Here is a 25,876-nt window from a genome sequence, read left to right as displayed (position 1 = left end):
TTTACATATAGATGTGAGGTAGTTCCTCAAAGAAAGTAGGTGTTTACTATGGGTTGCGGTAGCAGCAGTGATTGTGGCGGATGCCCATCTCAATCCTCTGGTTGCGGTGGCGGCGCTCCTCAACAACCTCAAGATCTTACAGCTCCATTACACGAGCTTAGTTCTGTTAAACATGTAATCGGCGTAGTATCTGGTAAAGGTGGCGTAGGTAAATCCTCCGTTACAAGCTTAATGGCTATTACTATGGCGCGTAAAGGTTACAAAGTAGGTATCCTCGATGCGGATATTACAGGTCCTTCTATTCCTAAAATGTTTGGTATCAAGGAAAAAGCATATGCTGACGAAATTGGTATGTATCCTGTAAAATCTAAAGGCGGCATTGACGTTATGTCTGTTAACCTCCTTTTGGAAAACGATACAGATCCTGTTTTATGGCGTGGTCCTATTTTAGGCAATGTGGTAAAACAATTCTATAGTGATGTTATTTGGAAAGACATCGATTATTTATTCGTTGATATGCCGCCAGGAACAGGTGACGTAGCAATTACTGTATATCAATCTTTGAAATTGGATGGTATCATCATTGTTACATCTCCTCAAGACTTGGTATCCATGATTGTTGAAAAAGCAGTTAAGATGGCTGATTTAATGCAAGTGCCTATTATTGGTGTAGTGGAAAACTACTCTTACTTCCATTGCCCAGATAATGGTAAGGATTATCAAATCTTTGGTGAAAGCCACATTGAAGAAATCCTTCAAAAATACGGTCTATTATTGTTGAATCGTTTGCCAATTGATCCAACTATTGCAAATCTTTGTGATAAAGGTGATATTGAAGCTATCGAGAAAACAAACTTAGAAAACGTATCTTTACCAGAATAGGATTTATATGTTAATGAAAGCTGTGCATACCTCGTGATGCACAGCTTTTTTTCATTATTGTCTTTAGACTGGTTCGCGACGTAGTCGCGAATCATTAAACCACCCGCTATGCGGGTGCGGCAACGAAAGTTATACAAAAAAATCACCTTGCTTAAGTATAATGTAGGTGTTCAAGCCGCATTATATGCAAAAGAAAGGTGATTTTATATGGCAACAAAGACACAGAGCCTTGCGCACACAAAATGGTTATGCAAATACCACATAGTATTTACACCTAAGTATAGACGTAAAGTTATATATAATCAATACAGAAATAGTTTACGTGAAATATTGAGACGTTTATGTGAATATAAGGGCGTCAAGATTATAGAGGGGGAGCTTATGGCTGATCATGTGCATATGCTAGTATTAATCCCGCCTAAAATATCAGTATCATCTTTTATGGGATACTTAAAAGGGAAAAGTGCACTAATGATGTTCGATAAACACGCAAACTTAAAGTATAAATTTGGAAATAGACACTTTTGGTCCGAGGGTTATTATGTTAGTACAGTAGGTTTAAATGAGGCTACAGTAAAGAAATATATACGTGAGCAAGAGTTACATGACCAAATGAAAGATAAACTTAGTGTAAAAGAATATGAGGACCCTTTTAAGGGTAGCAAGTAATACACATCCCCTTTAAGGGGAACGTTACGAGTCAATGGCTATGCGGCTTGAACGTAGTGAAAGCCAGCGCCTTTAGACGCTGGCCTAGTACTACGGGCTTATAGCCCGTGAGCAAACCACCCGTTTTACGGGTGGTTCTGATTTCTTTTTATGATGTAATATATTATATTTATTATAAGAAGAAATAATTATATATCTCACTTCACATACTACTGATATATACTGAAGACACCGTAGGATAGGGGCTACTGTGTGTTTTATAGTCACCTTGCGATGCCTTGGTATTTCAGCAGTTATATATTTTAGTTTTTTCCTATGTAGGAGGTATGTGTATGAAAAAACTGTTAAACTGGATTATTCCAGCGGTCTTTGGTATAGGCCTATGGTTTATTCCGACACCAGAGGGGTTAACACCTCAATCTTGGCATTTATTCGCCATTTTTGTGGCTACAATCGTAGGCTTTATTACTCAGCCATTACCGATTGGTGGCGTATCCATCGTTGTGATTACTGTAGCAGCTTTGACTGGTACTTTGAAAATTGGTGAAGCTATCTCCGGTTTTGCTAACTCTGCTATTTGGTTAATCGTAGGTGCGTTCTTATTCTCTCGTGGCTTTATTAAAACTGGTTTGGGGAAACGTATTGCATATAATTTGATTGCTGCTTTTGGTAGTAGCTCCTTACGTTTAGCTTATGCATTAGCTTTATCTGATCTAATTTTGGCTCCAGCAACTCCATCTAACACAGCTCGTGTAGGTGGTGTTATTATGCCGATTACTACTAGCTTGGCAAAAGCATTTGGTTCTGAACCTCAAGATGGTCCTCGTAAAATTGGTTCCTTCTTGATGCAATCCATTTATCAAGTTAATACGATTACATCTGCTATGTTCCAAACATCTATGGCTGGTAACACATTGGTTGCAGCATTGGCGCTTCAATCCTTTGGCATCGGTATTACATGGGGTGACTGGGCTATGGCAGCTATCGTACCTGGTATCATTGCATTGATCATTATGCCGTACTTTATTTATAAAGTTTACCCACCTGAAATTAAAGATGCTCGTGAAGCACAACAAATGATTAAAGAAGAGTTAAAAGGCCTTGGTAAAATGTCCTTCCAAGAATGGGTTATGTTAGGCGTATTTATTTTAGCTTTAGTTTTATGGGCTACTTCTCAGTTTACTAAAATCGATGCTACAACTGTTGCATTTTTAGGCATCTCTATTTTGCTTGCTACAAGCGTTCTTGTTTGGGATGATGTTAAAAGTGAAAAAGGTGCTTGGGATACATTAGTTTGGATGGGTACTTTAATGGGCTTTGCAGGCTTCTTGTCCAAATTAGGTTTCATCAAATGGGCAACAGTACTTGTAGGTGGTTATATTCCAGAAGGATCTTGGATTATTGCCTTCGTTATAGCTGTACTTATTAATACATATTCCCACTATGTATTCGCATCTTTAACTGCACATATTTCTGCAATGTTCGTAGCATTCTCTGCAATTGCTATTTCTGCAGGTGCACCACCAATGTTAACATTGTTGATGATTGCATTCACATCTAACTTGTGTATGTCTTTAACTCACTATGCAGCAGGTCCATCTCCAGTAATCTTTAATACTGGTTATGTTCCTCAAAATACATGGTGGAAACTTGGTTTCTTTGCATCCGTAATCAACTTGATTATCTTTATGGGACTTGGTTCTGTATGGATGAAAGCTATCGGTATGTGGTAAGAACTGAAAACGATAAAATAATATACTTGTAATACATAAAAACTTTAGATTTTAGAGTTGTTTTGATATGTAGTTACAAAATATACGGAAAGCCGTCCCGTTTGGGACGGCTTTTTTGTGATAAAATAAGTGTAGTTAATATATTATTAATGTATATGTTGTAATATTATACATATATAAACTATTCCTAGTGAATAAAAGAATTGCATCATTATTTTACATAGGAGGAAACTATGAAATTTGATAATGAACAGTTATTGAAATATATTGGTGCCTGTACATCTCCGTACCATACGGTAGATACAAGTTTGCAAATGTTATTGGATTCAGGATTTACAGAACTTAATTTAGATGATGAGTGGCAATTAGACTCTGGTTCTTATGTTGTTAATGTATTTGGTACTACCTTATTTGCCTTTCATATAGGTAAAAAACCAGAAGATACATTACGTATTGCTTCGGCACATACGGATTTTCCTGCGATCCGTGTTAAACCTAATCCTATTACCTCTGTAAAAGGTTACACTAAACTGAATGTAGAAATGTATGGTGGTCTCATTGAAAATACATGGCTTGATCGTCCTCTAGGAGCGGCTGGTACTGTTGTATTAAAAGGTGATAATGCCTTTGATGTTGATTCCGTATTGGTTGATACAAAACGTCCTATTGCGATCGTTCCAAATTTAGCTATACATATGAATCGTTCCGTTAATGATGGGGTTAAATTAAATCGCCAAAAGGAAATGCTTCCTATATTAATGATGGATCGTAAGGATAAGGCGAATTCTTGCAAATCTTTAAATGATCGGAACAATCCAAGCCTATTCCCAGAATCTGATATTCAATACGATGAGTGGACTACGTTCTTGGCTGATGAAGTCAACTGTGATCCATCTGAAATATTATCTTATGAAATGACATTATATCCAACAGAACAAGGTTGTGTCTTGGGCACAGAAGGAGATTTTATTAGTGCACCGCGTTTAGACAATTTAACATCTTGTTTTGGTGTGCTTTCCGGGATTATTCAAGCTCGTAAACATAATGCTAATGGTGTACGCTGTGCGATTCTCTTTGATAATGAAGAGGTAGGGAGTCGCACAAAACAGGGTGGAGCAGGTATGCTTTTACCAAACCTTATTAAACGTGTATATGATGCATTAGGATATTCCAATCAAGAAATGGAAAGTTTCATTTCTAAAGGGTTTATGGTTTCCTCTGATGTAGCCCATGGTTTACATCCAAATTACCCTGAGAAAAACGATATCACTAATATTCCTACACTTAATAAAGGGGTAGCCCTAAAAATCGCATGTAGCCAATCTTATGCAGGTGATGCAAGAGCCATTGCCATTGTTAAAGGTTTGTGTGATGAAGCTGAGGCAAACTACCAAATTTATGTAAATCGTTCTGATATACCAGGAGGGTCTACAGTTGGATCTATTTCATCTGCTATGTTGCCGATGAGAACCATGGATGTAGGCTTACCATTGTTGGCAATGCATTCTGCACGTGAGTTGATGGGGGCCAATGACCAAGAACAACTCAACCGATTAATGAATCATTTCTTAGGTGATTAATTATATAGTATATAGAACTAGTTCGATGTACATCGATAAAAGACATATGAGTTTTACTCATGAACAGCGGATAATGTATTTTATGATTTCGTAATTAATATAATCCTTTAAATATGTGGAAAATATTGTATAATAGTTATATATAATTATGAATATTATACTCATCATAAATTTTGATGAGTTTTCCAAATATATTGTTTTGACTATAAGTATAGGAAATATTCATATATTAATAAAAATGAAAGCTGATAGTTCACATTAGTGGAAGCTAGTAGGAGGCAATACATGAGAAAAATTAAATCCGTATTGGTTGCCAACCGTGGTGAAATTGCGATCCGCGTGTTCCGTGCATGTAATGAAATGGGTATTAAAACTGTAGCCATTTATTCCAAAGAGGATACATTATCCTTGCACCGCAACCAAGCTGACGAAGCCTATCTCGTAGGGGAAGGTAAAAAACCAGTTGAAGCATATCTTGATATTGAAGATATTATCCGTATTGCAAAAGAACATGATATTGATGCTATCCATCCAGGTTATGGGTTCTTATCTGAAAACGAAGAGTTCGCTCGTCGTTGTGGTGAAGAAGGTATCATTTTCATTGGACCTCATGTAGAACATTTGAATATGTTCGGTGATAAGGTTAATGCTCGTGCACAAGCTAAATTGGCAGATATCCCAATGATCCCTGGTTCAGATGGGGCTTTGCGTGATTTTGAACAATTAGAAGAATTTGCAAATACTCATGGTTTCCCATTGATGATTAAAGCCGTAAATGGCGGTGGCGGCCGTGGTATGCGTGAGGTTCATCGCAAAGAAGATCTTCGTGATGCATATGATCGCGCTAAATCTGAAGCAAAAGCTGCTTTTGGCGATGATGATGTATATGTAGAAAAACTTATTGTTGAACCTAAACATATTGAAGTACAAATCTTAGGTGATGAACATGGTAATGTAGTTCATTTACATGAACGTGATTGCTCTGTACAACGTCGTCACCAAAAGGTTGTTGAAATGGCTCCAGCTTTTGCATTGCCATTGGAAACTCGTAAAGCCGTATGTGATGCAGCTGTAAAAATCATGAAAAATGTTGGCTACGTTAATGCGGGTACTGTAGAATTCTTGGTAACTGCTGATGGCTCCTTCTATTTCATCGAAGTTAACCCTCGTATCCAAGTAGAACATACTGTAACAGAAATGATTACAGATATTGATATCGTTCATTCTCAAATCCGTATTGCTGAAGGTTATGACTTACATAGCCCAGAAGTAGGTATTCCAGCACAAGATGAAGTTCCTTGTAAAGGTACTGCAATCCAATGTCGTATCACTACAGAAGACCCTAAAAATAACTTCATGCCTGATACAGGTAAAATCTTGGCATATCGTAGCTCCGGTGGCTTTGGTATCCGCTTAGACTCTGGTAATGCTTTCACTGGTGCCGTAGTAACACCTTACTATGATTCCTTGCTTGTAAAAGCGACTGCATTCGGTCCTAACAACGAAGAAACTATTCGTAAAATGCTTCGTTGTTTAAAAGAATTCCGTATTCGTGGCGTTAAAACTAATATTCACTTCTTGATTAACGTTCTTGAAAATCCTGAATTCCAAAGCGGTAACTACACTGTTAACTTCATTGAAGACCATCCAGAATTGTTTGAATTAAAACCAGACCGCGATCGTGGTACTAAATTATTACGTTATATTGCTGACGTAACAATCAATGGCTACTCTGGTGCAGGTCCTCAAGTGGTACCTGATTTTGAACCAATTCAAATGCCATCTGATTTAGATGTATCTCTAGCAGCTGGTACAAAACAAAAATTTGATGAATTAGGACCAGAAGGCTTCAGTAAATGGTTATCTGATCAAAAACAAGTATTCTTTACAGATACAACATGGCGTGATGCTCACCAATCCTTATTTGCTACACGTTTACGTACCATTGATATGGCACGCGTAGCTGGTCGTGCTGCAAAAGGTGTTCCTAACTTATTCTCCTTGGAATGTTGGGGCGGTGCTACATTCGACGTATCCTATCGTTTCTTACATGAAGATCCATGGGAACGCTTACGTATGTTCCGTCGCGAAGTGCCTAATACATTACTTCAAATGCTTATTCGTGGCGCTAATGCTGTAGGTTACACATCTTATCCAGATAATGTAGTTCGTCAATTTATCCAACGTGCTGCTGCTAATGGTATTGATGTATTCCGTGTATTCGATAGCTTAAATAGCCTTGATAATATGCATGTAGCTATTGATGAAGTTCGTGCACAAAACAAAATTGCTGAAGTAGCATTGTGCTATACAGGGGATATTCTTGATTGCAACCGTCCTAAATACAATTTAGACTACTATGTAAATATGGCTAAAGAGCTTGAAAAAGCGGGTGCTAATATTATTGCCATCAAAGATATGGCTGGTTTATTGAAACCTCAAGCTGCTTATAATCTTGTATCTGCCTTAAAAGATGCTGTTACTGTACCGATTCATTTACATACACATGAAGGTTCTGGCAATGCTATCTATTCCTATGGTCGCGCTGTAGATGCTGGTGTAGACGTTATCGACTTAGCATACTCTGCATTTGCTAATGGTACATCTCAACCTAGCATGAACTCCATGTACTATGCATTGAGTGGACATGAACGTCAACCTGAAATGAACATTGATTACATGGAAGAAATGTCGCATTACTTTGGCAGCATTCGTCCTTACTACAAAGGTGTAGATAAAGCAGAAGCATATCCTAACACTGAAGTATATCAACATGAAATGCCAGGTGGCCAATATTCCAACTTGCAGCAACAAGCTAAGATGGTAGGCCTTGGTGATCGTTGGGCTGATATTAAGAAAATGTACCACCAAGTAAATATGATGTTTGGTGATATCATCAAAGTAACGCCTTCCTCTAAAGTTGTAGGTGATATGACATTGTACATGGTACAAAATAACTTGACTGAAAAAGATATTTACGAAAAGGGCGATGTATTAGACTTCCCTCAATCCGTAGTTGAATTCTTTGAAGGTCGTCTTGGCACTCCATACCAAGGATTCCCTGAAGAGTTACAAAAAATTATCTTGAAAGGTGCAAAACCAATCACAGTTCGTCCAGGTGCAGTATTGCCTCCAACAGACTTTGAACATGTTCGCAATGAATTGAGTGAAATGGGTGCTCAAACAACTGATGAAGATATCAGTGCATACTGCTTGTACCCTAAGGTTTACCAAGATTACAATAAATTTAAAAAAGACTTTGGTAATGTATCTGTACTTGATACTCCAACATTCTTCTTCGGTATGAAACGGGGCGAAGAAATTCAAGTAACTATCGAAAAAGGTAAAACACTTATCATCAAAATGAACGGCTTATCTGAACCAGATGAAGATGGTAACCGTATCGTATTGTTCGAGTTCAATGGTCAACCTCGTGGTATTAAAGTTCATGATAAACATGCTAAGACTACTGGCGTTGTTCGTCGTAAAGCGGATGAATCTAACCCTGGTGAAATTGGTGCTACATTGTCCGGTTCCGTTGTTAAGATTCTCGTTAAAAATGGTCAATCTGTAGCTAAAGGTGAGCCATTGATCGTTACAGAAGCGATGAAGATGGAAACTACAATTACTGCTCCTATTGATGGTATCGTAGAAGAAATCCTAGTTCGTGAAGGTAGCCGCATCGAATCCGGCGACTGCTTGCTTCGCGTTGAAGATGCTCCTAAACGATAGTTAGAATAGTACATAAAATTAAAAATATTATTTCTAAAGTATTTCATAACATAAAATGCTCTAGAATAATGGAAGAATCCCTAGGAAATCCTAGGGATTCTTTGTATTTTAAAGGCTTTCATGGTACTATATATAGTAGAGAAAATGGGCGTATTATGCACTATTTTAGAGTGATTATTAAAAAAGGAGTAGTAACAGATGAGATGTCCTTATTGCCAACACACAGACACGAAGGTAACAGACTCTAGAACGACTGATGAAGGTAATAGTATTCGCCGTCGCCGCGAATGTATCAATTGTGGCCGTCGCTTTACTACCTATGAAATTATAGAAGAAGTACCACTTATGGTATTAAAGAAAAACGGACGTCGTGAATTATTTGATCGCGGTAAATTATTAAATGGTCTATTGCGATCTTGTGATAAACGTACCGTACCAATGTCTGTGATGGAACAAGTGGTTAATGATGTAGAGCGTGATATTCGAAATGAAATCAATCAAGAGGTAACTACTGATCGTATAGGTGAACTTGTATTGCAACAATTAAAAGATATTGACCAAGTTGCATATGTTCGTTTTGCCAGCGTATATCGTAAGTTTGATAACATTGATAGCTTTATGGAAGAATTGAAAGCATTAAAGAAACTTGATTCTAAAAAACCAAAACGCAATTAATTACTAATACTATATGTGAGGCTTTATGATAGATTTACACTGCGATACGATAATGAAATTAATAGATCATCCTGATTGTGGAGATTTGTATCGTAATACTTGGAAAATCGATATAGAAAAATTACAAAAAGCTCACAGCAAGGTGCAAGATTTTGCACTTTTTATCAATCTTGGTGAGACAAACGATCCTTATGGTCGTTATGAAGCGATGCGTAATTTATGTACATCACAAATTCATCACTATGGAGAGCACATTCAGCATGTGCTCTCTTATCAAGATGTAGAGTCTGTGTATGAGTCTGGCAAGATTGGCGCTCTCATGTCTATTGAAGAGGGCGGTGTACTAGGCGGCGATTTAGATAAACTAAAACAAGCTTATCAAGATGGGGTTCGACTTATTACGCTTACCTGGAATTATCCAAATGGACTGGGTGAGCCACATTGTGGTGAGCAGCATAAAAAATTGACATCAAAAGGCGTTGAATTTGTAGAGGCTATGCAAGATTTAGGGATAATCGTCGATTGTTCTCATCTGAATGATGCTGGTACTGAGCAATTAGGAGATATTTTAGATGTACCATTTGTAGCATCACACTCCAATGCACGTGAAGTTACAGCCCATACTAGAAATCTACCAGATAATTTGATTAAGCTTATTGCTGATAAGGGTGGTGTGATAGGCCTTAACTTTGCCCAATCTTTTTTAGGCACATCACCGATAAGTCGAATTGAAGATATCGTAAATCATGGTTTATATCTTATCAATAAAGGCGGGGAAGATGTTGTGGCATTAGGAACCGATTTTGATGGTATTAAGCCGGATACAGAAATTAAAGACACTTCTGAAATGTATCGATTATACGATGCATTTAAAGAAGCTGGTTTATCTGTGGAACAATGTGAAAAATTATTCTGGAAAAATGCAGATAGACTGTTAAAGGAGATTTTATAATGACTGATTTAAATCCAATCATTGCAGATCGTTTTACGGAGCATTTGGAAGTCTTTGGTAAGACAATGGAGCATATGGATACCATTCAAGAGATTGCATATCGCTGTAAGGCGGCTCTAGAGAATGGCAATAAAATTTTGTTCTGTGGTAATGGCGGTTCTGCTGCTGATTCTCAACATTTAGCAGCTGAATTGATTTGTCGCTTTAAAAAGGAACGACGCTCTCTTGCAGGTATTGCATTGACTACTGATACATCTGCATTAACAGCTATTGCAAATGACTATGATTTTGAATCTGTTTTTGCACGTCAAGTAGAGGGCTTAGGCCGTACAGGTGACGTTCTCATTGGGATTTCTACATCTGGGAACTCCAAGAATGTTGTAAAAGCTGCAGAAATGGCCCGTTCTATCGGCATGCACACCATAGCTTTCACAGGTGAAGGCGGTGGAAAACTAGCTGAATTATGTGATATTACATTAGCTATTCCAAGCAATGTGACAGCACGTATTCAAGAAATGCACATTCTGGCAGGTCATATAATGTGCGAAATCATTGAAGAAGATTATTAACCGTTACGGTCATATTTATAAATAGATACATGTTTGAAACCCGGTTTTTTAGATAACTCGTTATACATGTATATTGTGGTAAGGAATAGGTGGATTATGATAAATGCTACCATTAATCAATTTTTGACAAAACAACTACCAAATCTAAAGATTGCCGTTATAGGTGATGTGATGGTAGATCGTTATGTTTTTGGTGATGTAAGTCGTATTTCTCCGGAAGCACCGGTTCCTGTAAACCGCGTGGCAAAGATGAAAGAAGTGCTTGGTGGCGCCGGTAATGTTGCGTCAAACTTATCAAATTTAGATTGCACAGTATATCTTGGTGCTATTGCTGGTAATGATGACCATGGTCGTTTATTACAACAATTGCTAAAGGCTGATAAGATTGATACAACAGGTTTATTAACGAGTGATAATCGTTCTACCATTACTAAAATGCGTATCTTAGGCGATCGACAACAGATGATGCGCCTTGATTTTGAAACGATTACAGATTTAACAAGTGAGGAAGAGAAGCGACTGGCTGCTTGGCTAGAAAATCTATGTAAGACTGGTATCGATGGTATTGTTGTATCTGACTATGGCAAAGGCGTTTGTACACCAACATTGCTAAAAAAAATCTTTAGTTTAGCTAAGGCGTATGGTGTACAAACCATTGTTGATCCTAAAGGTTCAGACTGGTCTAAATATAGTGGTGCAACCTGTATTACACCGAATGTAAAAGAACTAGGTGAATGTGTAGGTCATAAGTTAGCTAATGATGATGCCACCATCGTAGAGGCAGCTAAGTCAGTACTGGCTAATGTTGATTTAGAATATATTGTAGCTACACGGTCAGCAAAAGGGATTACTGTTATTGCAAAGGATGGACGCACATGGCATAATCCGGCTACACAACAAGAGGTATTCGATGTAAGTGGTGCAGGCGATACGGTTGTATCTATGATGATGACATGCCTTGCTAGCGGTCTATCTATGCGTTTGGCATTACATATTGCAAATGGTGCTGCTGGTATTGTCGTATCTAAGGTGGGCACATATCCAATCCACCGATCTGAACTATTGGATTTATGGCATTCTTATAAGCATAGTGTTCAATCTAAACCTTTATATACAAAAGAAGAGATGAAGCAACTTATTGCACAATGGCAAAACAAAGGTGAAACTGTTGTGTTTACTAATGGTTGTTTTGATATTCTTCATCGTGGACATATTACGTATTTACAAGAGGCGGCTCAGTTAGGCGACCATTTAATTATTGGATTAAATTCCGATGCTTCTGTTAGACGCCTAAAAGGGGAAACGCGTCCCATCGTACGTGAAGAGGATAGAGCTGCATTATTAAGCGCATTGCGTTGTATTGATGGTGTGGTGTTATTCGAAGAGGATACACCAGCTGAACTATTAGCTTATTTACGTCCTAATACGCTTGTTAAGGGCGGCGATTATAAGATAGAAGACATTATTGGACGTGAGTCCGTAGATCATGTAGAGGTGCTTTCATTTAAAGAAGGTTATTCTACATCAGATATTGTAGGGAAAATAGCTACTATGGCTAAGGAGGGTAAATTATGATTATCGTAACAGGCGGTGCTGGTTTTATTGGCAGTAATATTGTGAAAGCGTTAAATGACCGTGGTCGTACAGATATTCTTATTGTTGATGACCTTACAGATGGTCGTAAAATCCGAAATATTCAAAATCTAGAATTCTTAGATTATATCGATTGTGATGATTTTGATTGTGCTATCGCTGACGGTACATTCGATGTGGGCCCTATTGAAGTCGTATTCCACGAAGGCGCTTGTGCAGACACAATGGAATATAACGGCAAATATATGATGAAGAACAACTATGAAGGTTCTAAAAATCTATTCCATTATTGCCAAGACCGTCGTATTCCATTCATCTATGCATCCTCTGCATCTACTTATGGCAATGGTACTAATGGTTTCGTAGAAAAACCAGAAGCCGAAGAAGCCCTCAATCCATATGCGTACTCTAAATTGTTATTCGACCGTTATGTGCGTAAATATGAAGGTGAGTATACAGCGCAAGTTGTAGGTTTACGTTACTTCAATGTATATGGTCCTAATGAAGCTCATAAAGATAAAATGGCTTCCTTAGTTCGCCAAATGTTCTACAAAAATAAAGAAACTGGTATTATCAATCTATTTGAAGGTACAGATGGCTACGAAGATGGTGGTCAAACACGTGACTTTATCTATGTTAAAGACGTAGTTAATGTAAACTTCTACTTCTGGGAGCATCCAGAAATTTCTGGTACTTTTAACTGCGGTACTGGTAATGCTCATAGCTTTAATCAATTCATGCAAGCTGTTATTGACTACAACGGTAAAGGCAAGATTGAATATATTCCATTCCCTGAGGTATTAAAAGGTAAATACCAAAGCTTTACTGAGGCTGATACTACTAAATTATTGGCTGCTGGTTATGATAAAGGGTTCCATAAAATGGAAGATGCTGTTAAAGAATATTGTGAACTACTCGATAATAACGAAGGGTATTTACGTTAATGCGCAAGGTATTATTTTTAGATCGCGATGGTGTTATCAATAAAGATGTTAGCTATTTATATAAAATCAGCGATTTAGAATGGGTGGATGGAGCTAAAGAAGCACTAGCTTATGCGTATAACAAGGGCTATGACCTCATTGTAGTGACAAATCAAAGTGGTGTAGCTAGAGGTTATTATAAGGAATCTGATGTTCAGATTTTACATGATCACATGGCTCATGAACTAGATCGCAGTGGGGCACCAATTTTACATTTTTATTATTGCCCTCACCATAAAGAAGGATCTGTGCAACTTTATGCTGTCGATTGTGAATGTAGAAAGCCAAAGCCTGGTATGATCAATCAAGCTATTAAGGATTATGATGTAGATCCTAAAGCTAGCTTTCTTATCGGTGATAGTCAGCGCGATGTTGATGCAGCAGAAGCGGCTGGTGTAAAAGGCTATCTATTTACAGGTACAAATTTGTTAGATTTTATTAAGACTATTATTTAGTCCATTATTTATTTTACGCTTACTTTAGAGTAAATCAGATTCAACGGTGTTATGAGGCTTTTTAGTTGTGGTGTTGTATTTTGGGAGGCTATATGAAAGATTACAAGAATATACTCATCATTAAGATGAGTTCTTTAGGTGATGTAATTCATGCATTGCCTACCTTGTATGCAGTGCGTAAAAATTGGCCTAATGCGCATATTACATGGGCTATTCATGAACAATTTGAGAGTCTCCTACCAGGTAAACCATGGGTAGATGATGTAATCATTATCGACAAGAAACAACTTAAAAAGCCTGCTTATTTATGGCAGTTACGTAAGGATTTACATAGCCGTCATTTTGATATGACTTTAGACCTTCAATGTATTGCAAAGAGCGCCATTGTATCATTATTATCTGGTGCGCCTGAAAAATATGGCTACTGGGAACTTCGTGAAGGCAGTAATTTAGTTAATAAAGCACTTGTTGGTGAACATAAATACGATCATGTTATCGAACGATACCTCGATACCGTACGTGCTCTTGGAGGCGATGTAGAAGGCGTAGAGTTTCCTATGCCTGCTTATGTGGAGGCGGAGAAGTCCGTTAAGCATAAGTTACAATCTCATGGTGTAGAAGATGAATATGTAGTAGTTGTACCAGGTGCTCGCTGGATTGTTAAGGAATGGCCACTTCTTAACTTTGGTGAGCTATGTATCCGCTTATGTGAATCAGGTAAAAAAGTAGTTATTGCTGGTGCTCCAGATGATGCAGAAAAAGGAGCTTTCATAGAAAACTATGTGAAAAATAAGAATCTCATTAACCTAGTGGGATCTACATCCATGCCAGAGCTAATTGAGTTGATTCGACACTGTGAAATTTTCATCAGTGCTGATACGGGCCCTTTGCATATTGCTAATGCTCTGAAGCGGCCTTTGATTGCATTATTTGGAACCACATCTCCAAAACGAACTGGTCCATATGGAGGGAGTCATGTACATCTTATTATTTCACCTACATCAAAGGCTACACCTGAACAGCCATTAGTAGATGATCCTGATTGTATGGCTCAAATTCCAGTGGATGCAGTGTGGTCTGTATATGAACAAGTACTTGGAAAGGAACTGTAATGGAACTTGATTATAAACGCATTGTGGTCACCTTTCTTATGCATTTAGGAGATGTTATATTAACGACTCCATTTTTAGAAGTGCTTCGTAAAGCAGCACCACATAGTCATATTACGTATGTAATAGATGAAAAGTTACAACAAGTGATGCAATATAATCCCAATATTGATGAACTGATTGTAGTAGATAAAAAAGGGCGTCATAATAGTATTTCTGGCCTTAATGAGATTGCTCGTGAGATTAATAAAAAGGGAAAACCTGATATCGTTATTAATTTACATCCCAATGAACGCACATCTTATTTAGCTTGGAAAATACATGCCCTTATTACAACGGGGATGAGCCATTTCCTATTTAGACCATTTATGACTAAGTATACTCGTTTAGATCGTAAAACTCGTCATGCTGCCGATATGTACATCAATGTGCTAGAACAATTAGGTGTAACGGATATTTCTAACTCTGGTTTACATATTGAAACTTGTGAGGCATGGCGCCGTGAGGCTCAGGAGTTCTATGCTAGTCATGGTTTAACAGATAGTGATACGCTCATCGGTTTTAATATTGGTAGTGCTGTTCCTGAGAAACGCTGGCCTGCTGAACGATTTGCCCATGTAGCTGATTATTTGGGTCATTTAGGGTATAAAACAGTATTCTTTGGCGGCCCTATGGATCTCGAAATGGTGCAACCTGTAGTAGAACAAATGGAAACGAAACCGATTGTGGCTACTGGAAAATTCCAGTTAGGACCGTTGGCGGCGGCAATGAGCCGCTGTAATCTATTGATTACAAATGACTCTGGTCCTATGCATGTGGCCATCAGCCAAAAGGTGCCAATTGTGGCGCTTTACGGTCCATCAAACCCATTCTTTTATGGTCCGTACCAAGCTCATGCTATCGTTCTAGAAACGATGGACTCCTATGAGGTTGGTAAAAGCATGAAAAAAATTATTAAAGAAGGAAATTATAAAGGTTTGTCCGTAATTTCTGAAGAACAGGTTATTAAAGCAGCGGAAACGTTGCTTTCAGAATCGAAATAAACATATGAACTATATTGTATTTGATTTAGAGTGGAATCAACCCTATAGCAATGACATTAGCTTTATGAAGCGCACAAAAATGCCACTAACAGGGGAAATCATTCAAATCGGAGCGGTAAAACTGAATGAAAAGATGGACATTGTAGATCATTTTACAATGTTCATCAAACCACAATACCTGCCACGGATGCATAAACATGTCCGTGAATTGACAGGTATTACATCACGAGAACTCGATCATGGTGTGCCCTTTAAGACGGCTATGCAGCACTTTCAAAACTGGTGTGGTGATGAGTATATGTTGTTATCTTGGGGGTCTGATGACATTCTCATATTGCGTGAAAATCTAATGCTTCATAGGATGAAAGCTTTATCTTATGATCAATGGGTAGATGCACAGATGATTTATGCTTATCAGCGATATGGTACGAGTCAACAGTATTCTGTGGCTCATGCCATGGAGGACCTAAATATATCTACGGAGCATTTATCTGCTCATAATGCATTACATGATGCTGTATTTACGGCTCATATATGTCAAAAGCTAGATATACAACAAGGTATTTTACATTATGATCTAATTCGAAAGGAAAGTAGTAATCCTTTCTTATATCCACCAATTTTAACGTTCTTTATGTATGAGAACTTTCCTGAAAAGAAGCGCATTGTTCATGATAGAAGGGTTCGATTATCATTCTGCCCGTATTGTCAGACCCGCTTGGAAATGACGCGACCAGAACGATTACAAGGTGATAAGCATCTCGCTATAGGCGTTTGTCCTAAACATGGCGATTTTGCAGTGCAACTTAAAGTTGGAAAATATACGATTAAGTCCGGTAGTACTAAATTCTACGTTACAAAGGTATTAACGCATTGTACGGACGAAATTCGTTCTCTATATACTCAGAAGTCTGAAATTAATCGAGAGAAAGAGCGAAAATATTTGGAATTTCGCCGGGCGGAACTTGAAAAGGACCGCCAAAAATAATTTTATTAATTCCTGTTCACATCTATAGTTTCTTAATTATTAGCTTGTGAGCATTTAGAAAGGATAGATTATGGAACGCAAATATGCATGGCATAATTACGACGATGCCACTATGGAAAAGGTATATGCCTTAAGTGATACATATCGTCAATTTTTAGATAATGGTAAAACAGAACGTGAATGTGTTGTACAGGCCATTGAATTTGCAGAAGCTAAAGGGTATGTAAACTTAAAAGATATTATTAAGTCCAATACACCAATCAAAGCTGGGGATAAAATTTATTACACACATATGGATAAATCCATTACTTTATTTAATATTGGTACTGATGATATTGAATTGGGTATGAATATCTTAGGTGCTCATATTGACTCTCCACGTATCGATGTAAAACAAAACCCACAATATGAAGATAGCAATCTTGTATTTTGGGATACTCATTACTATGGAGGCATTAAAAAATACCATTGGGTTGCGATGCCTCTTGCTATTCATGGCGTTGTAGTAAAAACAGATGGTACTCGTATCAACATCAATATTGGGGATAACGAAAATGATCCTGTATTCTGCATTACAGACTTGTTACCGCATTTGGGACAAGAGCAAATGCAAAAGAATGCAGCTAAGGTAATTGAAGGGGAAGCCCTTGATTTACTCATAGGCAGTCGTCCTGTAAAAGATGAAGAAAAAGAAGGGGTTACTAAATTTATTAACAACCTTCTTGAAAAAGAATATGGCTTTGTAGAACGTGATTTATTATCTGCGGAACTCGAAATCGTACCAGCAGGCAAGGCTCGTGATATGGGCTTTGACCGCTCCATGGTTATGGCCTATGGACAAGATGATCGCGTATGTGCGTATACATCCTTAGTAGCTATGCTTGAAGTAGACAATGTTAAACGTACTACTTGTTGCTTACTCGTCGATAAAGAGGAAATTGGTTCTGTTGGTGCTACAGGTATGCAATCTCGTTTCTTTGAAAATGCAGTAGCAGAAGTTCTCACACTTATGGGTAAACCTAATTCTGTAAGTGTACGACGGACCTTGGAAAATTCTCGTATGTTATCCTCTGATGTTAGCGCTGGCTATGATCCTTTATATGCATCTGCATTCGAAAAGAAAAATGCATCTTACTTAGGTATGGGGGTTGTATTTAATAAATTTACAGGCTCTCGTGGTAAAGCTGGTTCTAATGATGCCAATGCTGAATATATGGGCTTTATTCGTCGTGTTATGGAATCTAACAATGTAACATATCAAACTGCAGAGCTTGGCAAGGTTGATCTCGGCGGTGGTGGTACCATTGCTTATATCATGGCCTTATACGGTATGAATGTTATCGACTGTGGCGTGGCTGTGCTTAGTATGCATGCTCCATGGGAGGTTACATCCAAGGCGGATATTTACGAGGCTAAACAATGCTATGTGGCATTCTTAAATGCAGCTGATGAATCAATCTAAAATTATGGGGCTTTCACCAATGGTGAAAGTCCATTCTATGTGAGGTATATATGAATCAAACAGATTTAGGCGCAGCCATAGAGGCAGCGAAGGGAGAGGCAACAGAGGTTAAGACTGTAAAAGTCGATATTTTTGATATTCCTGAAACAAAGGCTAAAGAATATATTGCTAATCGTGAAGAAGTAGCAGAAGCTGCAACACAGGTAATGAAGCCTTACTGTGTAACGGTAAAGCGTGAAACTCTAGATCCTGAAGAAGGGGAGGCTATAGTTGGTTATTATGTAACGGGTGAAATTTTAATGTGTGTCATCCTCGATCCATTTGAAGTGCCCGTTATGAAGGTAGCTCTTGATAAAGGGACCCTTAAAGACTATATTTTAGCGGCCAATGAGCTAACAGAAGACATGTTAACATCTCTTGAAAAATAAGAGGATTTCACATTTTTATGTGTCCTATAAATGGACAAATGTAAAATACTTTAATCTGCTACATTGATGTAGTAAAGAAATTTGTTTATAATAGATGTATTATAGTCATTGCAGATAGGAAGGAAATCCCCATGAATTTAAAAAAAGGTATTGCCCTAGCGCTCACGGCGGCAGCATTGATGGCATTTACAGGCTGTGGCTCCAATGGAACAACATCTAATGGTGAATACAAGGTTGGCGTAGTACAACTGGTTGAACATCCTGCACTTGATGCAGCAAACAAAGGTTTTGTTGATGCTTTAAAAGAAAAAGGCTTGGCAGATAAAATTACCTTTGACCAACAAAATGCGCAAGCTGATCAATCTAATTTGAACAGTATTGCACAGCGTTTTGTATCTGATCGTAAAAACTTAATCTTAGCGATTGCAACACCGGCAGCTCAATCTATGGCGAATGCAACTCATGATATCCCAATCTTGGGGACTGCTATTACTGATTACGAAGCAGCAAAACTTGTTAAATCTAATGAAAAACCAGGTGGTAATGTATCTGGTACATCTGATATGAACCCAGTAGAACAACAAGTTGATTTAATTTTACAAGTATTACCAAATGCTAAGACAATTGGTACTATTTATAGCTCTAGTGAAGTAAACTCTCAAATACAAGTTGAAAAAATGAAAGCTTATGCAGCTACAAAAGGTGTTAAGGTTGAAGAGGTTACCGTTTCTAACGTAAACGATATTCAACAAGCAGCACAAAATCTTGTTTCTCAACATGTAGATGCAATTTATGTGCCAACAGATAATGTAGTAGCTTCTGCGATGAGCAATCTTGTAGCGATTACCGATCCAGCAAAAATTCCTGTATTTGGCGGCGAAGATAACCACGTAAAAGGTGGTGCTGTAATGTCCTTGTCCGTAGATTACTACAAACTTGGATACCAAACAGGTTTAATGGCAGCTAAAATTTTAACTGGTGAAGCTAAAGTTGAAGATATGCCTATTGAAATGCAAAAAGAATTTAAATTAGTTGTAAGTAAAGATAAATTACAAAAATTGGGCATCACATTACCAGAAGAGTTGATGAACAAAGCAACTATGATTTAATACAGAACTGGTAAGGAGTTACATATGAACTGGAAAAAAGGTATTGCAGTAGCACTTAGTGCTATCTCTATTATGGCTATGGTAGCTGGTTGCGGTTCCAACACAGCAACTAATGATCAAAAGAAAATCGGCGTTATTCAATTGGTAGAACATCCATCTCTTGATGCCGCGAATAAAGGCTTTGTTGATGGCCTTGCATCTAAAGGTTATAAAGATGGGGAAAACATCAAATTAGACCAACAAAATGCTCAAGCTGACCAATCTAATTTAAATAGTATTGCTCAACGTTTTGTATCTGATAAAAAGGATTTAGTATTAGCCATTGCAACGCCAGCTGCACAAACTATGGCAAACGCATCTCATGATATTCCTATCATGGGTACTGCTATTACAGATTACGTTACAGCAAAACTTGTTCAATCTAACGAACATCCAGGTGGTAATGTTTCTGGTACATCTGATATGACACCTGTAGAAAAAGAGGTTGATCTTATTATTGCGTTAGTACCAAATGTAAAACGTATTGGTGCTATTTACACATCTTCTGAAATCAATTCCCAACTTCAAGTTGAAAAAATGAAAGCCTATGCAGCTACTAAAGGTATCACTGTTGTAGAAGCAACTGTATCTAACGTAAATGATATCCAACAAGCGGCTACAAATCTTGTGAACCAAGATGTACAAGCTATTTATACACCAACTGATAATGTATTAGCATCTGCTATGGCTAACTTAGCTCAAATTACTGATGCTGCTAAAATTCCAGTATTTGCTGCCGATGAAGGTATGACAATGACTGGTGGTGTGGCAACATATTCTGTTGACTACTATAAATTAGGTTATCAAACTGGTTTAATGGCGGCAAAAGTGCTTTCTGGTGAAGCTAAAATCTCTGATTTAGCTATTGAAACACAAAAAGATATTAAGTTAACTGTGAATGAAGAACGTGCTAAAAAATTAGGTATTACAATTCCTGAAGCACTTCGTAAAGATATGAAATAATAGAGGAGATTTTGATGTTAGATTTAGTGGTAGGCACCATAACAACTGGCCTTTTATGGTCTTTGTTAGCGGTCGGTGTTTTCATCACCTTCCGTGTATTAGATGTGGCTGACTTAACCGTAGAAGGTACGTTTCCAATGGGGGCGGCCATTTCTGCAATTTTAATTACAAGTGGTATGAACCCAATCCTATCTATCTTGATTGCCGGCATTGGCGGTATGGCCGCAGGTGCTGTAACAGGTTGGATTCATACAAAATTGAAGATACCTGCATTGCTAGCTGGTATCTTAACAATGATTGCTTTATACTCCATTAATCTTCATATTATGGGTAAAGCTAATGTATCCTTGCTTCGTATGGATACAATTTATACAATCATCGGTAGTGTACTTCACACAGCAAACATGTGGTCTGCAGCTATCGTAGGTATCATCGTAGCTGTTGTAGTTTGCTTATTACTATTCTGGTTCTTCGGTACTGAAATTGGTACAGCATTACGTGCAACAGGTGTTAACCCTCAAATGATTCGTGCTCAAGGTGTAAATACTGACAACATGATCGTTTTAGGTCTTTTGATTTCCAACGGTTTTGTTGGTATGTCTGGTGCATTGATTGGCCAATTCCAAGGCTTTGCCGACGTAGGTATGGGTATTGGTACTATCGTAATCGGTTTGGCTTCCGTAATTATCGGTGAGGTAGTATTTGGTACAAAATCCTTCGTACGTAGCCTTATCGCTGTAGTACTTGGTTCTATCGTATATCGTATCGTTATTGCGGCTGTACTCTATATGGGTATGCCACCAAACGACTTGAAATTATTTACTGCTATTCTTGTTGCCATCGCGCTTTCCTTGCCTACATTGAAAGCAAAATGGTTGGCTCGCTAAGGAGGACACTATGTTAGAAGTAAAAAATATGGTAAAAACCTTCTTTAAGGGCACAATCAATGAAAAAACTGCTCTTCAAGGTATTGATCTTCGTTTAGAAGAAGGCGATTTCTGTACTGTAATCGGTGGTAATGGTGCTGGTAAAAGTACGTTGCTAAACTCCATCGCTGGTGTATTCCCAGTAGATGAAGGTTCTATCACAATTAATGACATTGATGTCACTAAAATGCCAGAATACAAACGTGCTAAATACATTGGTCGTGTATTCCAAGACCCTATGGTTGGTACGGCAGGTAACATGCAAATTGAGGAAAATTTGATCCTTGCTATGCGCCGTGGTAAAAACTTAGGTCTTAAATGGGCTTTCAAAGATAGCGAACAAGCATTCTTTAAAGAACGCCTTGCACTATTAGGTTTAGGTCTTGAAGACCGATTATCTGCTCGTATGGGCTTGTTATCTGGTGGTCAACGCCAATCCATTACATTGTTGATGGCTACTATGCTTCGTCCTGAACTTTTATTACTTGACGAACATACAGCGGCTCTTGACCCTAAGACGGCAGAAAATGTTTTGCAATTGACTGATAAACTAGTTGCTGAACATAACTTAACGACTCTCATGATTACCCATAACATGCGTGATGCATTGCGCTTTGGTAATCGCCTTATCATGATGGATGCTGGCCGCATTATCTATGATGTAAAAGGGGAAGAAAAGAAAAAATTAACAGTTGCTGATTTATTACAAAAATTTGAAGTAGCTGGGGAAAATGCATTGAGCGACCGTATGGTGCTAGGTGCGAAATAATAGAAGAGGGCATAAGCCCTCTTTTATTTATGACATACCTTTACAAGTTAAGGAAGATACTGTATACTAAATAAGGTCGTAAGACATATCGTAAGCGAAGTATTCGAATCTCCAACGGTTACTTAAGCTTATCGGGATTATTTATTTTTTTTAGGAGGTAACATTAATGTTAACTACAGAAGCTAAATTAGCAGTAATTAAAGAATACGCTACTCATGAAGGTGACACTGGTTCTCCAGAAGTACAAGTTGCGATTTTAACAAGCCGCATCCAATACTTAACAGATCACTTGAAAGAACACAAAAAAGACCATCATTCCCGTCGTGGTTTGTTGAAATTAGTTGGTCAACGCCGTAACATGCTTGACTACCTTCGTCGTAAAGATATCGAACGTTACCGTTCCCTTATCGAACGTCTTGGTCTTCGTAAATAATAAAACTAGCCGTCCTTTTTGATATGTACCCATTTTCCTGGACACATATTATTTACTAGCCTAAACACATGGATGCTTCCCTGTATTTTACAGGAGGCATCCATTTTGTTTTTTTCTGGATCCTTTTGTTGTTGTAATAGTTAATGTATTCTTCTATTGCTACTGCAAAAGCATTAAATGATGAATATTCTGTTTCAAAACCATAATATATTTCTGTTTTCAATCTACCAAAAAAGGTTTCCATCACAGAGTTATCATAACAATTTCCTTTTCTAGACATAGACTGAATAATGCCATGTTCTTTAAGTGCTTGTCTAAAATAGTTATGTTGGTATTGCCAGCCTTGATCAGAGTGGAAGATTAATCCCGAAAGATTAGTAAACTTCTTAAAGGCTTTCTCTAACATACGAGAAATCTGTTCTAAGTTAGGCCTTAATGCTAAGTCATAAGCAATAATCTCATTCGTATTCATATCTAAAATAGGCGATAAATAGCATTTTCCCCACGAGAAATTAAATTGAGATACATCAGTAGTCCATTTTTGTAATGGTGCAGTTGTACTAAAATCTCTATTGACGATATTTTCTGCTACTTTACCGACTTTTCCTTTGTAAGAGTGATACTTTTCCTTCGGTCGCTTTCCTGCGAGTCCCATGCTATGCATAAGTCTTTGCACTCGTTTATGATTAACTACAAAACCTCGATTAAGAAGTTCTTGGTATACACGGCGTACACCATACCGACCTTTATGTTCTGTAAAAATCTTTTGAATTTCATCTTTTAGCTCTGTATTTCTTTTATCTACAAGATCTACTTTAGTAATTTCAAAATAATAGGTAGATTTGGACATTGGCATAGCTTTCAAAAGATGCTTTAGTTGATAGCCTTGTTGGCGGAGCGTTTTGATAATCGCTGCTTTTTCGCCTTGAGACGCGCAGCTTCCTTTTCTTCTCTCAAGGCAATCTCTTTTTTTATGACTTCATTTTCAGCTTTAATATAAGCAATTTCAGCTCGTAAGCGAATGAGTTCCTCATATTCACTCTCTTTGAGCTCTCGAGGTGAGATAGTCTTAGGTACTTTCATTTTGCAATCCTTTGGTGGTCGTCCTTTAGGTTTATTAATAAGACCATTGTATCCCAAAGTTTTGTATTTATGAACCCATTGATACAGTTGTCCAGAATTAATACCCGCTACAATAGCTACTGATCTTAAACCTTGACCTGAAAGAACTTGGCATACTAACTCAAATTTTTCTTTTGGAGACCAATACTTATTAGTCCCTCGACATTTATTAATATCTGAACCATGAAGTCGTTCTAATTTAACCCAGTCCCTTATTTGTCTATGAAATGTATCTGTCCTCACACCTTTAGGTGTCTTGGGCCATTCACCTTGATAGAATAATTCAATTGCTTTTCTTTTAAATTCATAACTATATCTCATGAAAATACCCCCTTTACTGGTTGTCCAGTAAAGGGGGTACATATCATGTTGATAAGTAGTGCTTTTTTACATGTATTTTATGGGTGAATTTATATATCAATACACTCTAAAAATACAGTAAATCGAGAGAAATCTATATTTTTCTGTGGATTTTACTATAAAAACTACCTTTTAATTTGGATAGTTATATTCTCCAAACTGAGTAGAATATACTTCATCAGGAGTAAAAAAATTAGTAAGTTATAATTTTGGAGGATACATGAATCAAGTAAAATTTATGGAAAACGTAGGTAAAGTTGCAACTGTTACTGCTGTAGCTATGTATGTATCTTACTTCCCACAAATCATGCACAACCTAGCTCATCCAGGTACAGGTGATTGGATCCAACCACTTGTAGCTGCGATCAACTGTACATTATGGGTAGCGTATGGTTTGTTCAAAGAACATAGAGATATTCCAGTAGCATTAGCCAATGCACCTGGCATCTTCTTTGGCTTGGCAGCAGCTATTACAGCTGTTATGTAATTTAAAGAGTAGAAACATAAAACTATAATTTATTGACATGTAAAATAAGATTACTGTTGACCGTTGTTAATTATATATATCATAATGAATGCATCTCTTAGATTTATAAGAGGTGCATTTTTTATGTGAATAAGAGAGGTTTTTGTGGTTAATAGTACTGACTCTATTAGTGTATATAGACAAATTTTTAATGCCGTTGTGCGTCCTAACTTATGGTTACCATACTTTCAGGCTAGAGGAACTTTAAGTGGTTCTATAAAAGGTATTATATTTTATATAGTATTAATGCTATTTATCATGACTTTGGGGAGCGTAAGCGTCAATTTATTAAAACCTGAAGCTACAACAACATTAGCCGAACTTTTAATTAATCCTACTCTTGCAAGGAATATAGTAGGTTCATTTTTAACTTTTATTGTTATGTCTGTTGTCTTTGTGCCTGTCTTTTTATTGATAGCAAGAGGGGCCGACGCAACATTAACATTAAATCGAGTTTTTATGGTATATTTATATGCTTATTCTGAAATATTTTTAGTTAAGAGTATAGAGTTATTTATTTTTTCACTTATGTCTGTTTTTGTACTGACAAATATTGTTAATATGGTTTTTGCAGGCGCGGTAATTTTTGGGACAACCTTAACCTGTGGACTTTTACAGATAGTGCTGTTTTTTAAAACGTTTAAAATAGCTCTTGATATTCCGTATTTGACAATAGCAGTAGCTGGTGGAATCGGCGGAGGTATTTCTATACTTACCTTATCTCTGTTAGAGAAAATTGGCTTATAAAACTTGGTGTTTAATAATTATTGTTAAAT

Annotated in this window: 25 protein-coding genes; 23 read left to right on the top strand and 2 right to left on the bottom strand. The window is 37.4% G+C overall.

The features are described 5' to 3' along the window. Window positions 1-48: 48 nt before the first annotated feature. From VEIS1202513_RS05465 to rpsO, 21 genes are all read left to right on the top strand, one after another. Window positions 49-882, top strand: coding sequence for an Mrp/NBP35 family ATP-binding protein (locus VEIS1202513_RS05465; RefSeq protein WP_213466928.1), 834 nt, complete (start codon window positions 49-51; stop codon window positions 880-882). A gap of 207 nt (window positions 883-1,089) precedes the next feature. Continuing rightward, window positions 1,090-1,551, top strand: coding sequence for an IS200/IS605 family transposase (tnpA, locus tag VEIS1202513_RS05460; protein ID WP_005380067.1), 462 nt, complete (start codon window positions 1,090-1,092; stop codon window positions 1,549-1,551). Between the two features lie 332 nt (window positions 1,552-1,883). Beyond that, window positions 1,884-3,284: an anion permease gene (locus tag VEIS1202513_RS05455; RefSeq protein ID WP_213466926.1), complete on the top strand. Its 1,401-nt coding sequence runs from the start codon at window positions 1,884-1,886 to the stop codon at window positions 3,282-3,284. Window positions 3,285-3,517: 233 nt separating this feature from the next. Then, window positions 3,518-4,864: a M18 family aminopeptidase gene (locus VEIS1202513_RS05450; protein ID WP_213466925.1), complete on the top strand. Its 1,347-nt coding sequence runs from the start codon at window positions 3,518-3,520 to the stop codon at window positions 4,862-4,864. Between the two features lie 285 nt (window positions 4,865-5,149). Further along, the gene (locus tag VEIS1202513_RS05445; RefSeq protein WP_213466924.1) at window positions 5,150-8,596 is read left to right on the top strand and encodes a pyruvate carboxylase; all 3,447 of its coding nucleotides are present in this window, start codon (window positions 5,150-5,152) and stop codon (window positions 8,594-8,596) included. A gap of 198 nt (window positions 8,597-8,794) precedes the next feature. Beyond that, a complete protein-coding gene (gene nrdR, locus VEIS1202513_RS05440; RefSeq protein WP_060924705.1) occupies window positions 8,795-9,271 on the top strand; it encodes a transcriptional regulator NrdR in 477 nt (158 codons plus the stop codon). A gap of 25 nt (window positions 9,272-9,296) precedes the next feature. Further along, window positions 9,297-10,223 (top strand): dipeptidase, encoded by a 927-nt coding sequence (locus VEIS1202513_RS05435; RefSeq protein WP_213466922.1) that lies wholly within the window; start codon window positions 9,297-9,299, stop codon window positions 10,221-10,223. Then, window positions 10,223-10,792 carry a D-sedoheptulose 7-phosphate isomerase gene (gene gmhA / locus VEIS1202513_RS05430; protein ID WP_060924703.1) on the top strand — a complete coding sequence of 190 codons (570 nt, stop codon included), beginning with the start codon at window positions 10,223-10,225 and terminating at the stop codon, window positions 10,790-10,792. Before VEIS1202513_RS05435 ends, gmhA begins: the two co-directional genes overlap by 1 nt. A gap of 96 nt (window positions 10,793-10,888) precedes the next feature. After that, the gene (gene rfaE1 / locus VEIS1202513_RS05425; RefSeq protein WP_213466921.1) at window positions 10,889-12,367 is read left to right on the top strand and encodes a D-glycero-beta-D-manno-heptose-7-phosphate kinase; all 1,479 of its coding nucleotides are present in this window, start codon (window positions 10,889-10,891) and stop codon (window positions 12,365-12,367) included. Further along, window positions 12,364-13,329: an ADP-glyceromanno-heptose 6-epimerase gene (rfaD, locus tag VEIS1202513_RS05420; RefSeq protein ID WP_005386892.1), complete on the top strand. Its 966-nt coding sequence runs from the start codon at window positions 12,364-12,366 to the stop codon at window positions 13,327-13,329. The genes rfaE1 and rfaD overlap by 4 nt, the downstream gene beginning before the upstream one ends. Next, window positions 13,329-13,823 (top strand): D-glycero-alpha-D-manno-heptose-1,7-bisphosphate 7-phosphatase, encoded by a 495-nt coding sequence (locus VEIS1202513_RS05415; protein ID WP_213466920.1) that lies wholly within the window; start codon window positions 13,329-13,331, stop codon window positions 13,821-13,823. Before rfaD ends, VEIS1202513_RS05415 begins: the two co-directional genes overlap by 1 nt. A 92-nt stretch (window positions 13,824-13,915) precedes the next feature. Next, window positions 13,916-14,935 (top strand): glycosyltransferase family 9 protein, encoded by a 1,020-nt coding sequence (locus VEIS1202513_RS05410; RefSeq protein ID WP_213466919.1) that lies wholly within the window; start codon window positions 13,916-13,918, stop codon window positions 14,933-14,935. Then, entirely contained in the window at window positions 14,935-15,975 is a 1,041-nt protein-coding gene (locus tag VEIS1202513_RS05405; protein ID WP_213466918.1) for a glycosyltransferase family 9 protein, read from the top strand. The genes VEIS1202513_RS05410 and VEIS1202513_RS05405 overlap by 1 nt, the downstream gene beginning before the upstream one ends. 4 nt (window positions 15,976-15,979) lie before the next feature. Next, window positions 15,980-16,963: a 3'-5' exonuclease gene (locus VEIS1202513_RS05400; protein WP_060924698.1), complete on the top strand. Its 984-nt coding sequence runs from the start codon at window positions 15,980-15,982 to the stop codon at window positions 16,961-16,963. A 70-nt stretch (window positions 16,964-17,033) separates the two neighbouring features. After that, window positions 17,034-18,425 (top strand): aminopeptidase, encoded by a 1,392-nt coding sequence (locus VEIS1202513_RS05395; protein ID WP_213466917.1) that lies wholly within the window; start codon window positions 17,034-17,036, stop codon window positions 18,423-18,425. A 50-nt stretch (window positions 18,426-18,475) separates the two neighbouring features. Next, on the top strand, window positions 18,476-18,853 hold the full coding sequence (locus tag VEIS1202513_RS05390) for a hypothetical protein (RefSeq protein WP_156719739.1): 378 nt from the start codon (window positions 18,476-18,478) through the stop codon (window positions 18,851-18,853). 131 nt (window positions 18,854-18,984) lie between these two features. Then, window positions 18,985-19,962 (top strand): ABC transporter substrate-binding protein, encoded by a 978-nt coding sequence (locus tag VEIS1202513_RS05385; RefSeq protein WP_119209000.1) that lies wholly within the window; start codon window positions 18,985-18,987, stop codon window positions 19,960-19,962. Between the two features lie 24 nt (window positions 19,963-19,986). Further along, window positions 19,987-20,964: an ABC transporter substrate-binding protein gene (locus tag VEIS1202513_RS05380; protein ID WP_119206686.1), complete on the top strand. Its 978-nt coding sequence runs from the start codon at window positions 19,987-19,989 to the stop codon at window positions 20,962-20,964. Window positions 20,965-20,978: 14 nt separating this feature from the next. Further along, the gene (locus VEIS1202513_RS05375) at window positions 20,979-21,851 is read left to right on the top strand and encodes an ABC transporter permease (RefSeq protein WP_024066234.1); all 873 of its coding nucleotides are present in this window, start codon (window positions 20,979-20,981) and stop codon (window positions 21,849-21,851) included. Window positions 21,852-21,861: 10 nt separating this feature from the next. Next, window positions 21,862-22,659: an ABC transporter ATP-binding protein gene (locus tag VEIS1202513_RS05370; RefSeq protein WP_024066235.1), complete on the top strand. Its 798-nt coding sequence runs from the start codon at window positions 21,862-21,864 to the stop codon at window positions 22,657-22,659. Window positions 22,660-22,825: 166 nt separating this feature from the next. Further along, on the top strand, window positions 22,826-23,092 hold the full coding sequence (gene rpsO / locus VEIS1202513_RS05365; RefSeq protein ID WP_005386879.1) for a 30S ribosomal protein S15: 267 nt from the start codon (window positions 22,826-22,828) through the stop codon (window positions 23,090-23,092). Window positions 23,093-23,147: 55 nt separating this feature from the next. On the opposite strand, the gene VEIS1202513_RS05360 is transcribed toward rpsO, so the two are convergent. Both VEIS1202513_RS05360 and VEIS1202513_RS05355 read right to left on the bottom strand, forming a co-directional pair. After that, a complete protein-coding gene (locus VEIS1202513_RS05360) occupies window positions 23,148-24,002 on the bottom strand; it encodes an IS3 family transposase (protein WP_244856321.1) in 855 nt (284 codons plus the stop codon). Beyond that, window positions 23,966-24,535, bottom strand: a complete 570-nt coding sequence (locus tag VEIS1202513_RS05355; RefSeq protein ID WP_244856214.1) for a helix-turn-helix domain-containing protein — start codon at window positions 24,533-24,535, stop codon at window positions 23,966-23,968. Before VEIS1202513_RS05355 ends, VEIS1202513_RS05360 begins: the two co-directional genes overlap by 37 nt. A 259-nt stretch (window positions 24,536-24,794) precedes the next feature. Between VEIS1202513_RS05355 and VEIS1202513_RS05350 the strand changes: the two genes are divergently transcribed. Further along, entirely contained in the window at window positions 24,795-25,061 is a 267-nt protein-coding gene (locus tag VEIS1202513_RS05350; protein ID WP_004698672.1) for a SemiSWEET family transporter, read from the top strand. A gap of 144 nt (window positions 25,062-25,205) precedes the next feature. Then, on the top strand, window positions 25,206-25,847 hold the full coding sequence (locus VEIS1202513_RS05345) for a hypothetical protein (RefSeq protein WP_005385841.1): 642 nt from the start codon (window positions 25,206-25,208) through the stop codon (window positions 25,845-25,847). The last annotated feature ends 29 nt before the right edge of the window (window positions 25,848-25,876 follow it).

The organism is Veillonella orientalis (genome assembly GCF_018406505.1).
GTDB classification, from domain to species: Bacteria; Bacillota; Negativicutes; order Veillonellales; family Veillonellaceae; genus Veillonella; species Veillonella nakazawae.
The sequence above is the reverse complement of the archived record's forward strand: the minus strand, read 5'-3'. Positions and strand labels throughout refer to the sequence as shown.